The sequence below is a fragment of the Cognataquiflexum rubidum genome, from assembly GCF_022538115.1.
GTDB lineage: Bacteria > Bacteroidota > Bacteroidia > Cytophagales > Cyclobacteriaceae > Cognataquiflexum > Cognataquiflexum rubidum.
Genome location: NZ_JAKZAL010000019.1, coordinates 86576 through 101548, shown reverse-complemented (window position 1 = coordinate 101548; position 14973 = coordinate 86576). Strand labels below are relative to the sequence as shown.

General features: G+C 41.5%; 11 protein-coding genes. 8 read left to right on the top strand and 3 right to left on the bottom strand.

Annotated features, from left to right (window positions below; all coding sequences use genetic code 11):
* Nucleotides 1–99: 99 nt before the first annotated feature.
* Entirely contained in the window at nucleotides 100–1299 is a 1200-nt protein-coding gene (locus tag MMU05_RS18025) for a DEAD/DEAH box helicase (RefSeq protein WP_241143074.1), read from the bottom strand.
* A 445-nt stretch (nucleotides 1300–1744) separates the two neighbouring features.
* Between MMU05_RS18025 and MMU05_RS18020 the strand changes: the two genes are divergently transcribed.
* Both MMU05_RS18020 and MMU05_RS18015 read left to right on the top strand, forming a co-directional pair.
* Complete coding sequence (locus MMU05_RS18020) at nucleotides 1745–2299, top strand: cupin domain-containing protein (RefSeq protein WP_241143073.1); 555 nt, start codon at nucleotides 1745–1747, stop codon at nucleotides 2297–2299.
* A gap of 6 nt (nucleotides 2300–2305) precedes the next feature.
* Nucleotides 2306–3154, top strand: coding sequence for a helix-turn-helix domain-containing protein (locus tag MMU05_RS18015; RefSeq protein WP_241143072.1), 849 nt, complete (start codon nucleotides 2306–2308; stop codon nucleotides 3152–3154).
* A 5-nt stretch (nucleotides 3155–3159) separates the two neighbouring features.
* On the opposite strand, the gene MMU05_RS18010 is transcribed toward MMU05_RS18015, so the two are convergent.
* Nucleotides 3160–4053 carry a Fic family protein gene (locus MMU05_RS18010; protein WP_241143071.1) on the bottom strand — a complete coding sequence of 298 codons (894 nt, stop codon included), beginning with the start codon at nucleotides 4051–4053 and terminating at the stop codon, nucleotides 3160–3162.
* A 404-nt stretch (nucleotides 4054–4457) separates the two neighbouring features.
* On the opposite strand from MMU05_RS18010, the gene MMU05_RS18005 reads away from it, so the two are divergent.
* The 4 genes from MMU05_RS18005 to purL all read left to right on the top strand — a co-directional run bounded on the left by MMU05_RS18005 (nucleotide 4458) and on the right by purL (nucleotide 10886).
* The gene (locus tag MMU05_RS18005) at nucleotides 4458–4805 is read left to right on the top strand and encodes a type II toxin-antitoxin system RelE/ParE family toxin (protein WP_241143070.1); all 348 of its coding nucleotides are present in this window, start codon (nucleotides 4458–4460) and stop codon (nucleotides 4803–4805) included.
* Nucleotides 4789–5094 (top strand): helix-turn-helix domain-containing protein, encoded by a 306-nt coding sequence (locus MMU05_RS18000; protein WP_241143069.1) that lies wholly within the window; start codon nucleotides 4789–4791, stop codon nucleotides 5092–5094. Before MMU05_RS18005 ends, MMU05_RS18000 begins: the two co-directional genes overlap by 17 nt.
* Before the next feature lie 211 nt (nucleotides 5095–5305).
* Nucleotides 5306–6784 carry a serine hydrolase domain-containing protein gene (locus tag MMU05_RS17995; protein ID WP_241143068.1) on the top strand — a complete coding sequence of 493 codons (1479 nt, stop codon included), beginning with the start codon at nucleotides 5306–5308 and terminating at the stop codon, nucleotides 6782–6784.
* Nucleotides 6785–7205: 421 nt separating this feature from the next.
* On the top strand, nucleotides 7206–10886 hold the full coding sequence (purL, locus tag MMU05_RS17990) for a phosphoribosylformylglycinamidine synthase (RefSeq protein WP_241143067.1): 3681 nt from the start codon (nucleotides 7206–7208) through the stop codon (nucleotides 10884–10886).
* Between the two features lie 134 nt (nucleotides 10887–11020).
* On the opposite strand, the gene MMU05_RS17985 is transcribed toward purL, so the two are convergent.
* The gene (locus MMU05_RS17985) at nucleotides 11021–11401 is read right to left on the bottom strand and encodes a GxxExxY protein (RefSeq protein WP_241143066.1); all 381 of its coding nucleotides are present in this window, start codon (nucleotides 11399–11401) and stop codon (nucleotides 11021–11023) included.
* Nucleotides 11402–11560: 159 nt separating this feature from the next.
* Between MMU05_RS17985 and MMU05_RS17980 the strand changes: the two genes are divergently transcribed.
* Together MMU05_RS17980 and MMU05_RS17975 are read left to right on the top strand one after the other, a co-directional pair.
* Entirely contained in the window at nucleotides 11561–12547 is a 987-nt protein-coding gene (locus MMU05_RS17980) for a GSCFA domain-containing protein (RefSeq protein ID WP_241143065.1), read from the top strand.
* 395 nt (nucleotides 12548–12942) lie between these two features.
* Complete coding sequence (locus MMU05_RS17975) at nucleotides 12943–14970, top strand: thioredoxin domain-containing protein (RefSeq protein WP_241143064.1); 2028 nt, start codon at nucleotides 12943–12945, stop codon at nucleotides 14968–14970.
* The last annotated feature ends 3 nt before the right edge of the window (nucleotides 14971–14973 follow it).

Genomic DNA, 14973 nt, shown 5'->3' with positions numbered 1-14973 from the left:
ATCTTTAACAAATAACGATTGTCACTAGCTGTCACTTTATATTTATTTGGCCACTGGTATCATTGCGGATATACATATAACCAAATAACCATTAACCAATTAATACCTCCTCCTCTGCCCTTGCTTCGGTTTTTTCTTGGCCAATTCACCGGCTTTTTCGGATAGAATTCCTTTGAAGGGATAAGGATGGTCTTCTACGACCGGGATTTTTTTACCGATCAGTTTTTCGATATCCTTGAGTTCCTTGACAGTTTCTTCATCACAAAATGAGATCGCAATCCCCGAATTTCCCGCCCGGCCTGTTCTACCGATCCGGTGAACATAGGTTTCAGGAATATTGGGCATGTCATAATTGAAAACATTGGCAAGCTCATCGATATCGATACCACGCGCTGCGATATCTGTAGCGATCAAGACTTGGATTTTGCCGTTTTTAAAATCACTCAAAGCATTCTGACGTGCATTTTGGCTTTTGTTTCCGTGGATAGCAGCAGTTTTTACATTTTCCTTTTGAAGTTGTTTTACCACTTTATCCGCGCCGTGTTTGGTTTTGGTAAATACCAAAGCAGAACCGATTTTCTTCTTTTGCAACAGGTGAAGCAAAAGCTCAGGCTTGTTTCCTTTGTTGACATAGTACAAGTGTTGGTCGATCTTGTCAACAGTAGAGGAAGGTGGAGTCACTTCCACAAAAGCGGGCTTGGTCAACAATGAATCTGCCAATTTTTGGATTTCGGGAGGCATGGTAGCCGAGAAAAACAAAGTCTGTCTTTTGGCCGGAATAATCGATATGAGCTTTTTGACATCATGGATAAAACCCATGTCAAGCATCCTGTCCGCTTCATCAAGCACGAAAATTTCCAACTGTCTCAAATCAACAAAGCGTTGATTGATCAGATCGAGTAATCTTCCCGGAGTGGCCACAAGCACGTCCACGCCTCTTTTGAGGGCGTTGACCTGATGGAGTTGGGATACACCGCCAAAGATGACGGTATGTTTGATATTGGTGAATTTGCCGTAAGCGGCAAAACTTTCATCAATCTGAATGGCGAGTTCACGTGTTGGCGTCAGGATCAAAGTCTTGATTCCTGATCGGATTTGCTTTTTCTCAGCAATGTGTTGGATAATTGGAATGGCAAAAGCTGCTGTCTTGCCTGTTCCGGTTTGAGCACATCCGAGCAGATCTCTTCCCTGGAGAACCAATGGAATCGCTTGTTGCTGAATGGGAGTGGGGGTAGTGTATCCTTCATTGGCGAGCGCCTTGAGGATAGGATCAATAATTCCTAAATTTTTGAATGCCATGTTGGCTGAGTGTAATTGGGCCGATGGAGATGTTGTATGTTCTGTATCAGCGGGGAGATTTATTAAAAGCGGCTTACAACTTGCCGTGCTTTTTTACAAAGTGGGACAAAGGTAGGCTTTTTTTGGGAGGAAAGCACTATGATCTTAACTCACGCAGAGCCGCGAAGACGCAAAACAAGAAACAATATAGCCCACAGAGACACGAAGCCACTAAGAAAAGTTTTCCTGTTATCCTGCTTCTCCAGAAGCTGGATTCCTTTTTTATTCCCGCGAAGGCGCGAAGGGGCAAATGAAAAACACTAATTTCCTGCTTTGGCTATTATTGATCAGGAAGATTGAAAGGCATTTTGGTGGATGTTTTTCTAAAGTAAAAACGTCCGATTTTTACCAGCATCCTGATCTTGGTTCAGGGTATTTTTGTCCATAACCTTTAACCACAATAATTATGGAACGGAGAAAATTTATTGTCACTACTGCTGCGCTTGCTGCCTTCGGGTCAGATCTGATGGCATTTCCTTTTTCAAAAAATGAAGTAAAAAACGGATTTTTGGTCAAATCCGGTGAGGCGAGATTCGGGAAGCATACACCTTTCAGAGGAATCAATCCCAATGACCTCAAAATTTCCTCCAAAGATACAGGTGGACAAATGTCAGCATTTGAGTATATTGGAGTGGAAAAAACCGGACCCTCGCTTCATGTTCACTTGGAGCAGGATGAGGTTTTTTATGTAGTAGAAGGAGAGTACCTCTTCCAGTTGGGAGACAGCCAGCATCAACTCAAAGCAGGAGATACCATTTTTCTGCCAAGGAATATTCCACATACATGGATTCAGACTTCGGATAAGGGCAAGTTGTTCTATATCCTGCAGCCTGCTTTCAAAATGGAGGAATTTTTCCAAACCATGAATGACCTTGGGAGACCTCCAACAGAGGAGGAAGCGCAAAAAATTTCCTTGGCCCATGGAATCAAAAATGTCGGGCCGCCATTAACGTTAAAATAAATACAAATGATACTTAGGGATTTTTTGCCCAGTCCTTCTTTGAGAGATTATGTCAGGAAGCACCAGGTTATAAGATTTGAATTCGGGGCAGGGGAGATTGTTCCATGCAAAATGTATTCTCCCCGCCCTGAAACCTGTCTGGTATTTTACTTGAGGGACTTGCAAGACATTGGTTATCTGGATCAGAATCAGCTTACATCACATCCAAGGTGTACAATCAACGGTCAGCATACTGTTGTTACAAAAAGATATAATGGCAGGGATTTTTGGGCAGTCCAAATTGTACTGCAACCGAGCGCGCTTTATTTGCTGACAGGGATTCCGGCGCAAGAGCTTACCAATACTTTTATAGATGCCGAGGATGTTTGGGGAAAAGAAATCAGGATGGTGCATGAACAGATGTGCAACACTGATGGTGTGGAAGAGGTAATCCGAATTGCTGAATTGTTTTTGGAAAGACTTATCAGACGGCCAAAATACAGTTTGCAGGGAATAGATAAGGTGAGTGCTGTAATTTTGAACCAAAACCGATCGCTTTCTATGGACAAACTTGCTGCCGATTCCTGTCTGAGCAACAGGCAGTTTCAGCGGAGATTTACCGAAAGAACCGGGATTGGCCCAAAGCTTTTCGATAAGGTTGTCCGTTTTGAAAAAGCATTTTTTATGAAAAACGCCAATCCACATTTGGATTGGTTGAGTATCGCCTTGGCCTGTGGGTACTACGATTACCAGCATTTGGCTAAGGATTACAAGTATTTTACCAATCTGACCCCAACCGGGTTTTATGAATTGGATACCAAAGCACCCGAAAGGACTTTTGGGGTCGTGGAGGTCAAGCAGGAGTTATTGGTTTGAGCCACTTATTCAAAATCTATCTCAAAGTATTTCAGAAGGATTTTATATTGATCTTGGGCTGTGAGACAGGTGTCCAACAGATATTCCCTTACCTGATTCCATTCCTGTAAACCTCTGTAATTAAAAAGTTTCAATTCGTCGGATATGATAAAGGGTACAATGCCATTAGCTAGACATTCTTTAAACATGATTAATCTTCCTACCCGTCCATTTCCATCCTGAAAGGGATGAATCACCTCAAACCTATGGTGAAAATTTAAGATGTCTTCTAGGGATTTTCTTTCTAATTGGTGGTAGTCATGGAGTAATTTCTTCATTTCATTCCCTACCTCTTTTGGGTGGCAGGTCTCATTGCCCCCAACCTCATTGGGAAGGAGTTTGTATTTGCCAACATTAAACCAATCTTTACTACTGTCGGAAGTTCCCGATTTTATCAAAAAATGCAATTCCTTAATCATTGATTCAGTCAGTTTGGACTTTGCCTTTTCGATGATGAAATCAATGCTTCGAAAATGGTTAATGGTCTCTATGATGTCATCAACATTGATGTTTTGATCAGAAACTCCTATTGTATTCGTATCAAAAATAAACCTAGTCTGATCATGCGATAGTTTGCTGCCTTCAATTTTATTTGAGTTGTAAGTCAGGTCAATCTGGGTGCGGTGGTAAATTCCACCTTTTAATTTCATTCCTTTTTCTGCTTTCAACCGATCAAGCAATGGGTTGTCAGTGGGTTTTTTATCCTTATTTTTTTCGGTCAAAACCGCATCTTCAGGGATATTCCATGTTTTACCTGTAAGAAAAGCCCCTTTAATTTTACCTGAAGTACAATAATGCCTGACTGTCCTTTCAGGAATATTCCATTTTTTGACAAATTCCTTGACTGAAATGTATCGCATGTAAGTGTTGATCTAAACAGTTATCGGCAAAGAAATATTTTATTTTTGTAAAATAGATCATTTTTTGCCGATATCGGCAAGAATTTTCAGTTTTCTATTTTCCTTCAGTTATCCTGCTTCTCCAGAAGCAGGATCGTTCTTGTTTCCCGCCAAGCCGCAAAGAGAAAAACCGAGTCTTTATATTAATTGATCGAATTCGAAGTCTATATAAATATCAAAGGGTATTTATAGGGATTGGATATCTAACTAAAAGAGATTAAGTTTAAATAATTGAAAAATATCCGCAATGGCTGCTTGAAGGAAATTGTTAAATGCAATTTATAGAACCCCATTTATAGGTCATTTTACGAAAAATAAATCAACTTTTATGTTTCACTATAGGGAAACCTTTGTAATTTCGTACTGTGGACAAAAATCAGAAACATAGAAAGATAACATTTTACAAGAACTACTTTCAACACTTCTTTTCCAAACAAAGTAAAAAAGTAAAGGCGAAAATTGTTTGGACTTTTGACTTGGTTGAGGATTTACAAAGAGTTCCAGAAACATATCTCAAACACATAGAGAATACAGATGGGCTTTTTGAAATTCGAGTTCAACTTGGAAGCGACATTTTTAGGATTTTTTGTTTTTTTGACCAAGGAAAATTGGTTGTTTTAGCGAATGGTTTTCAAAAGAAAACACAAAAGACACCGAAGAAAGAAATAGAAAAGGCACTTAATATAAAAGCAGAATATGAAAGCGAAAAATAAAAATTTAATGACTCTTGAGGAGTTTAAAGATAAGAACTTCGGCAAACGTGGGACAAAGGAGCGTGACGAACTGGAAGCAGGTTATGAAGCATTCAAAATAGGGGCTTTAATTCATGATACCCGTGTTGAAATGGGAATGACACAGGAACAACTTGCAGAAAAAGTTGGAACAACAAAATCATACATTTCAAAAATCGAGAATAACATTAAGGAAGCTCGAATTTCAACACTCCAAAAAATCATAGAACTTGGTTTTGGCGGAAAACTTGAATTAAATATAAAAATTTAACTAGTGACTTGACCGAAAGCAGGAAAACCCCCTATAACATCACCTAAGAAAACATAGGGCAGTCAGTGGTTTCCGAAAGGTTTGTTCCCCGAATTAACTTTACATACGGTGGACAACTAATCGCTCCGAAATGCCCCACGTTTCTTGGCTGCGGACTGTAGTGGCCAATGACAAAAGGCATTCCAATCGAAAAGACAAAACGATAAAAAATATGAAACAAAGGAGTATTGATAAAATTCGTATCGGCTTAATGTTTTGGTTCATATTAAGCCCATTTGTGTCAAATGGACAACAAACAGAAAAAATAACTAACAACCTTAATGTTGCTTCAAACATTCAATTACTCGAGACTTGGCTACAAACCCAAATACGTTACGGGAAGATTCCTGGTGTTTCAGTAGGAATTGTTTACGACGGAGAATTGATATATCAAAAAGGATTTGGATATGCAGATACTGATAAGAAAATATTATCCACTGCTGAAACGAGGTATCGGATTGCTTCTCAATCCAAAATATTTACTGCAATTGGGATTATGATATTGAGAGACGAGGGGAAACTGAATCTTGATGAACCAATTGAGAAGTATCTTACTTGGTTGAAGTTAAAGCAGTTAAATGAAAGTGATCCGCCTATTACTATTCGTCAGTTATTGACACATTCATCGGGAATGTCTCGTGATATTTCGACATCTTGGACAGATTTTAATTTCCCAACGCAAGAAGAATTTAGAAAATTAGCAAACACACAATTAGAATTTGTGTATTCGCCTTACACCAAATGGAAATACTCAAACAATGGCTATACCCTTCTTGGAGAGATTATAGAGGCTGTTTCTGGAAAAACCTATAGCGACTTTATTACTGAAAGAATTTTGTTACCCTTAAATATGTCATCTACCAAAGTTATTCAGGACGAAGACTATCAATCAACTTTAGCAGTTGGTTATGGTAGAATATTATCAAATGGACAAAGAGAGAAATTTGGCTACGTTGACGCGAGAGCGACTGCTCCAATGGCTGGATTATCTTCTTCTGTTACAGATTTATCCAAATTTATTTCTTGGCAAATGAGGCTGCTGTATCAAAACAAAACTGAAATTCTTAGCCCAAATACACTTAAGGAAATGTACCGGACGCATTTCATTGATGAAGATTGGCGTTGGGGCTTAGGGTTTAGCATTTATCAGAAAGGAATAGACCAACTTATTGGTGCAAGCGGCCTACAAATTGGATACAGGACATCTTCTACCATTAATCCTAAAGAAAAATTGGGTGTTATCGTCTGTATAAACTCAATAGACGGTGAGGCACATCAAGGCACACCGTGGAGTGTTTCAGAAAGGATATATGAATGGTTAACTCCAGCTATTAAAAATGCCTTGACTGTACCAATTCAAACCGATGATATACAAAATTTTAAGGAATTTGAAGGGATGTATGAAAATATATGGTCTGAATCGTATGTCATTTTTGTTGATGGTAGTTTAAAAATTATCACTCCTTATTCCGCGGACCCGAAGAATGGTGCTATGGTATTGGAACCCATTTCAGAAAATAATTTCAAAATCATAACTGCACCTCGCTATAAAGAGGTTGGAGAAACAATTACGTTTAAAAAGGATGCCCAAGGTAAAGTAATTGGTTATACATTAGGTTTTGGAACCGAGTTAAAGAAAATGAACGAATAATAGCTATCAAAAGGCACTGGCCACAACATTTAGCCCACTAGCCGAAAGCCCATAAAAAAGCCCTGATTGATGCATTCATCGATCAGGGCTTTTTGCTAATCGCCGTTGACTGACATCCGCTGGGAGAAACGGCTATTAAATGGATCAGAAATTTTTTCTCTTTTCTTTCCCTCAGAAATCTGGATATCTTTAACATAAAACCCAAAAACCATCTGAAACGAAAGGCAAATCTTTTTTCCCAATAAAATCTCCTTCAACCTTTATCCTTCCTCCCTCATCCTTTTCCCTTTTACCTCTCACCTTCTACCATTTACTTTCCACCCCCTTATCCTTCATCCCTCATCCTTTAAAACATTCCTTTAATCTTTTGACCCAATTGTTTACCTTTGTGCCTTCTTAAAAAAGGCTCCAAAAAACGCTCATGATCCTCTTTTTCCAATCTCCCAAAGCCCTGATTTATGCTGTTCAGGCCAAAAACCCTCTCCCTCAACAAGATATTGACAAACTGAATTGGCTCTTTGGCGAGTCCAATTTGATCGGGACTGATAAAGTCTCCGGGAAGTTTGCCGGACCTAGAAAGGAAATGATCACGCCTTGGTCTACCAATGCGGTAGAAATCACGGTCAATATGGGGATTTTGGGAATCCAAAGAATGGAAGAATACTTCCCGATAACCGAAAATGACAGCATCGACCCGATGCTTCAAAAAGTATATGCGGGATTGGATCAGGATATTTTTGATATCCATTTGCTGCCTGAAAGAATCATCCCGGTTACAGACATCAAAGCCTACAACCAAAAAGAAGGTTTGGCGCTTAGTCAGGAAGAGGTGGATTACCTTGAAGGAGTAAGCAAATTATTGGGCAGACCTCTCACAGATTCAGAAGTTTTCGGATTCAGTCAGGTCAATTCAGAGCATTGCCGCCACAAGATTTTTAACGGCACTTTTGTGATTGATGGGGTTGAAAAAGACAAGACGCTTTTTCAACTCATCAAAGAGACTTCCAAAAGACATCCCAATAAAATTGTATCCGCTTACAAAGACAATGTGGCTTTTGTAGACGGACCCAAAGCACAGCAATTTGCGCCAAAAACTCAGGATAAAGCGGATTTTTTTGAGACTGAAACCATCCAAACTGTCATTTCCCTCAAGGCAGAAACCCATAATTTCCCGACTACAGTCGAGCCTTTTAACGGTGCAGCTACCGGCGCCGGCGGAGAAATCAGGGACAGGTTGGCAGGTGGAACAGCCTCCATTCCTTTGGCGGGAACTGCTGTTTACATGACTTCCTATCCAAGGTCGGAGGCCGGAAGAAGTTGGGAAAAAGACTTAACCGAAAGGAAATGGCTTTACCAGACTCCGATGGATATCCTGATCAAAGCTTCCAACGGAGCTTCAGATTTTGGAAACAAATTCGGTCAGCCCTTGATCTGCGGTTCGGTATTGACCTTTGAGCACGAGGAAGATGGTAAATCGCACGGGTTTGACAAAGTCATCATGCTGGCAGGTGGAGTCGGATTTACAAGGAAAGAATACGCCAAGAAAAACGAACCTAGCAAGGGTGACAAAATCATCGTCATGGGCGGGGACAACTACCGCATCGGGATGGGAGGAGGAGCGGTTTCTTCCGTGAATACAGGGGAATTCAGCAATGCCATAGAGTTGAACGCCATCCAACGTTCCAATCCGGAGATGCAAAAGCGGGTTTCCAATGTGATCCGCGCCATGGCCGAGTCTCATGAGAATCCGATCATTTCCATCCATGACCACGGAGCTGGAGGGCATTTGAACTGCCTGTCTGAATTGGTGGAAAGTACAGGAGGAACAATCCATTTGGATAAATTGCCGGTTGGCGACCCCACACTTTCTGCCAAAGAAATAATCGGGAACGAATCTCAGGAAAGAATGGGAATGGTGGTGCATGAAAAGGATGTGGCTACACTTCAGCGGATTGCGGAGAGAGAAAGAGCGCCATTCTATGTCGTAGGTGAAACCACCGGAGACATGCATTTCAAGTTCGAAAATTTTGAAACGGGCGAGAAGCCTGTAGATTGGGATTTGGCCTATATGTTTGGAAGTTCACCAAAAACCATTTTGGAGGATACTCCGGCAACGACAGACTACGAAGAACCAAAATACTCAGCCAACGAGCTGAAAACATACATTGAGCAGGTTTTGCAATTGGAAGCTGTGGCTTGCAAGGATTGGTTGACCAATAAAGTTGACCGTTCTGTCACGGGAAGAGTGGCCAAGCAGCAGACCACGGGTGAAATCCAATTGCCTTTGAACAATGTGGCAGTGATGGCTTTGGACTTTACAGGAGAAAAAGGAATTGCAACCTCCATCGGGCATGCACCCGTTGCGGCCTTGGCAAATCCTGAGGCAGGATCAAGGTTGGCGATCGCCGAATCTTTGACCAACTTGGTTTGGGCACCGATTACAGACGGTTTGGCTGGGGTTTCCCTCAGTGCCAATTGGATGTGGCCCGCAAAGAATCCCGGAGAAAATGACAGGCTTTACCGCGCTGTTGAGGCCATTTCAGACTTTTCCATTGCTTTGGGAATCAATGTGCCGACCGGAAAAGATTCCCTTTCCATGACACAGAAGTATCCCGGAGGCAAGACGGTTTATTCGCCCGGAACAGTCATCATCTCCACAGTAGGGGAGTGTTCAGCTCCGAAAATGACTGTTTCTCCGGATTTGAAGCCTATTGCGGGAAGCAAGGTTTATTACATTGATTTTTCAAGAGACACCTCCAAATTGGGTGGATCCAGTTTTGCCCAGGTATTGAATACCATCGGAAACGATACCCCGGATGTGAAGGACAGCCAATATTTTGCGAAAGCATTTACGGTGATCCAAAAGCTGATTGAAAAGGGCGAAATCCTTGCAGGTCATGATATTTCCTCAGGAGGAATGATTACTGCTTTGTTGGAAATGTGCTTCCCATCCACCGAAGTTGGTCTGAAAGTGAAAACCGAAAGATTGGCTGAAAAGGACATTGTCAAAGCTTTGTTTTCCGAAAATCCCGGTGTGCTGATTCAAGTGGCAAATCCGGAAAGGACAAGAGCCGTTTTGGAAAACCATGGTGTGGAATATATTTCATTGGCGGAAGTGACCTTGGACGGAAAAGTGGAGTTGTCAGGAATTGATCTGACATTGGAAGTTGCCGGCATGAGAGATACTTGGTTTAAGTCATCTTACTTGCTTGACAAAAAGCAAAGCGGGGACAAACTTGCTTTGGAGCGGTTTACCAATTATAAAAAGCAGCCATTGGCATACAGCTTTGGAGAGAACTGGAAAGGTTCTTTGGACGCATTTGGGTTGAATCCATATAGAAAAGAAGCTTCAGGAAAGCGCGCTGCCATCATCCGTGAAAAGGGTGTCAACGGCGACCGTGAGATGGCTTATTCACTTTGGTTGGCAGGTTTTGATGTGAAAGATGTCCACATGACAGACCTGATAGCAGGACGTGAAAACCTCGAAGATGTACAGATGATCGTTTTTGTAGGAGGTTTTTCCAACTCGGATGTATTGGGTTCCGCAAAAGGTTGGGCCGGAGCATTTCTTTATAATGAAAAAGCGAAACAGGCCTTGGACAATTTCTATGCAAGAAAAGATACCCTGAGTTTGGGTGTTTGCAACGGTTGTCAACTGATGGTTGAGCTTGGTCTTGTCACACCTGACCATGATGTCAAGCCAAAGATGCTTCACAATGCAAGCCATAAGTTTGAATCGATCTTTGTCAATGTGAATGTTCCTGAGAATGAATCTGTGATGTTCAAATCCCTTTCAGGCAAAAGATTGGGTGTTTGGGTGGCCCATGGAGAAGGTAAATTCCAAATGCCAAAACCGAAAGAGGCTTACCAAATCGGAATGACATACAGCTATGAAGGCTATCCGGGCAATCCTAACGGATCTGATTATGCTGTAGCTGGAATTGTATCCGAAGACGGCAGGCACTTGGCGATTATGCCGCATATTGAAAGATCGCTTAAACCTTGGAATTGGCCATATTATCCTTCCGACAAATCAAGCGACGAAGTCAGTCCATGGATAGAGGCTTTTGTGAATGCATTTAAGTGGGTGGGGAGACACTGATTATTCCCACAAAGACACGAAGGCGCAAAGAAAAGGAATAGGAATCCCGCAAAGAAGCCGCTTTATGCTCCCACTAAGACACGAAGGCACAAAGAATATTTTTTTCTTTGTGCCTATTTTATTGATCAAAGCACCTATAAGTATCCGTCGATTTTTCGATGGATTCCTTCTTTGATCAAATTGACTTTGAAATTGATAAGTAATCCAAGCTTGATATTTTTTAATCGCATGTAGGTCAACAACATTTTATGGTGGACCTTCTCGATTGTTTCAACAGATTTTAATTCAATAACCAGTTTGTCCTCCAAAATCAAATCTGTCCTAAATCCTTTTCCAAAAGACAATCCTTTATACTTAACGATCACTTTTTCCTGTCTTGTAAAGGCGATATTTCTTTCTCGCAATTCATAAGCAAAAATCTCCTCGTAAATACTTTCAATTAAACCTGGTCCAAGTTCTTTATGAATTTGATATGCGATATCTACCGCTTCGGTGGCCAATTCATTTTCCGTCATGTTCCAAAAGGGATTATTAAGTTATTTCTTATAGCTTAGTTAAATATAACCTTATTCAATTAAATCAAAAATTCCTTCGTGCCTTCGTGTCTTTGTGGGCGAAAAAATTTTTGCGTCTTTTCTCTAAGGATTTGTGGGCTTTCTTTCTAATTTTATCCCATGCTTTGGACTACTTCTTTTGATATCCCTGAGGGGGAAAGTAAGATTAATCACCACAAACCAATCTTTTCTATCGGTTCTTGTTTTTCGACCATGATCGGGGAGAAATTGGCCGAAAGAAAGTTTCCCATTCTCAATAATCCCTTTGGAACGCTTTTCAACCCCATCTCCATCGCTCAAGTAATGGAAGATGCCGCATTAGAAATGCCGATCAATACGGACATGATATTGGTCAGAGATGGATTGTACCTGCATTTTGGGATGCATTCTGATGTGGTGGCGTACAGTCAGGATTCTTTGGAAAGGTTGATCCATAAAAAACAACAGCACACCAAACAGGTTTTGGAAAATGCATCTCATATCCTGATCACTTTTGGTACCGCCTGGATTTATGAATATGGAAATGATGGTCAGATTGTGGCCAACTGTCACAAGCAGCCTGCAGATCTATTTGAAAAGAGATTGCTTCACCCTGATGAAATCCAAAAAGCGTTTAGCGGTTTTTTCAATATTCTGAGGCAAATCAATCCCGATGTACAGGTATTGTTGACCGTCAGTCCTGTCAGACATATCAAAGACGGCATTCCTGAAGACAGGTTGAGCAAATCCATCCTGCGATTAGCAGCCCATGACCTCACCGAAACCTATGATTTTGTGCAGTATTTTCCTGCCTATGAGATCATGATGGACGATTTGCGGGACTATCGCTTTTACAAGGAAGATATGATCCATCCCAATGCGCAGGCTGAAGAATATATTTGGGAAAGATTCAAAACCGCTTGGGTTGATCCAAAGACGTACCCGCTGATTTTGGAATTTGAAGGGATCAAAAAAGACCTTGCCCATCGGCCTTTCAATCCGGACAGCCCTGCCCATATTAAATTTTTAGACAATCTTCAGAAGAAATTGGAACGATACAGCCGGGATTTTGATTTTTCAAAGGAAATGGATCTGTTGAGAAAACAGGTGCATTCTAGGGGGAAGTGAGGGGAGTTAGGAAGTTTGAAGTAGGAAGGAAGGAAGTTTGAATCAGAGTAAATACTGGTGTTTTTGACCGATGAAGGATGACCGATGTTTGGATTTGGGTAGGGTAGATGTTCTTTTTTGTGTTTATAATCTTAGAGAAACAAACTCAAGGAGATTCTTCGTTTCACTTTAATTGACCTTCATTCGTCACCCTGAGTGTAGCGAAGGGTCTCTGGTTAAATAGATTCTTCACCTCCGCAAGGTCCGGTTCAGAATGACGGAACCAACCTGACAACAATGACAACCTGATACCATTTTAAACAACTACAACCATTACAACAACTACAACCATTATAACCACTATAACCATTCCAACCACAACCCTTACAACCACTACAACCCTTACAACGAACGAAATGTCCAACCGCCTCATACACTCCCAATCACCCTATCTTCTCCAACATGCCCACAATCCTGTGGATTGGTATCCTTGGGGAGAAGAAGCATTAGCAAAGGCTAAAATTGAAAACAAACCGATCATAGTCAGCATCGGATATTCGGCTTGTCATTGGTGCCACGTGATGGAAAAGGAAAGTTTTGAAGACGATGCTACGGCTGCCATCATGAATGCCCACTTTGTCTGTATCAAAATCGACCGTGAGGAGCGTCCTGATCTTGACAATATTTATATGGAATCGGTACAGGTCATGGGCGTCAATGGCGGTTGGCCGCTCAATGTTTTCCTGATGCCGGACCAAAAGCCTTTTTATGGGGGAACTTACTTTCCCAACAAGCAATGGAAAGCATTGCTCACCAATATCGCGGATGCGTATGAAAAGCATTTTGACCAACTCGCTGAAAGTGCAGAAGGATTTGGTAGGAGCCTTAACAGGTCGGAGTTGGAGAAATATGGATTGGAGTCTGCCAGGACTGAATTGTCAAGAGAGGAGTTGGCTTATGCCATCAAAAAATTGGAGGATCAGTTTGACTTGGAATGGGGTGGAATGAACAGAAAACCCAAATTTCCCATGCCGGCCATTTGGTCTTTTGTGTTGGAATATGCAATCCTGAAAAAAGATGAAGCCTTGACGGAGAAAGTACTTTTTACACTTCGCAAGATCGGAATGGGCGGTATCTATGACCATCTTCGGGGAGGATTTGCGAGGTATTCGGTGGATGGGGAATGGTTTGCACCGCACTTTGAGAAGATGTTGTATGACAACGGGCAGTTGATGACGCTTTATGCCAAAGCCTATCAGGTAAGTGGCGAGGAACATTTCAAGGAGAAAGTGACCGAAACCATCGCTTGGTTGGAAGCTGAAATGCTTCAGCAGGAGGGAGGATTCTTTGCCGCACAGGACGCGGATTCTGAAGGAGTGGAAGGAAAATTTTACACCTGGACGTCAGACGAGTTGGAATCCATCCTGGCCGAGGACATGAGGTGGTTTGTCAAATTATACAACATCAAGTTCAAAGGAAATTGGGAAGATGAAGTCAATATCCTTTTCCAGACAAAATCATATGAGGAACTTTCCAAGGAAGAAGGTCTTTCAGTTTCAGCTTATGTAAACAGGCTTAACCGAATCAAAACCAAGCTGTTGGAGGTGAGGAATAAAAGGATTTATCCGGGTTTGGACGACAAGGTTTTGAGTGGTTGGAACGGACTCATGGTGGAGGGACTCGTACAGGCTTATCTATCCTTAGGGGATAAGAAAGCATTGAAGTTGGCTCTTGCCAATGGAAATTTTATTTTGGACAAGATGTTCCAAGGCGGGATTTTGTATCGGTCCTACAAAAACGGGAAAGCATATACTCCCGGATTTTTGGAAGATTATGCCGCGGCGATCAGAGGATTTATCTCATTGTACAAAGCTACTTTTGATCAGAAATGGCTACACACCGCCAAGGAATTGACAGAGATTGTTTTGGAGCAATTTTATGATGAGACTGACGGTTTTTTCTTTTTCAACAATCCTACAGCTGAAAAACTGATAGCCAACAAGAAAGAATTGTTTGACAATGTCATTCCGGCTTCCAATTCTATGATGGCAAGAAATCTTCAGGATTTGGGTCTGTATTTTTATGAAGACAGGTATCTCGAGATTTCAGAGAAAATGCTTGGAGCGATGAAGAAGCTGATCATCACCGAACCGGGTTTTCTGTGCAATTGGGCATCGCTGTATCTGAGTACTTTGGTGCCAAAGGCCGAAATCGCAATTGTGGGCAAAGGGGCACTAGCGAAAGCCAAAGAGATGCAATCTTCAAATTCATCCAATTTTGTCATTGCCGCGTCGGAAACTGTCGCAGAAAATATCCCATTATTGGAATACAAAACGGCGGATTCTGATGGAAAAGCCTTAATTTACGTTTGCTTCAATAAGGCTTGTCAAAAGCCTGTTTCTGAAGTTGCCGATGCTTTGGCTCAGTTTCCATCTTTAGCCTGACCT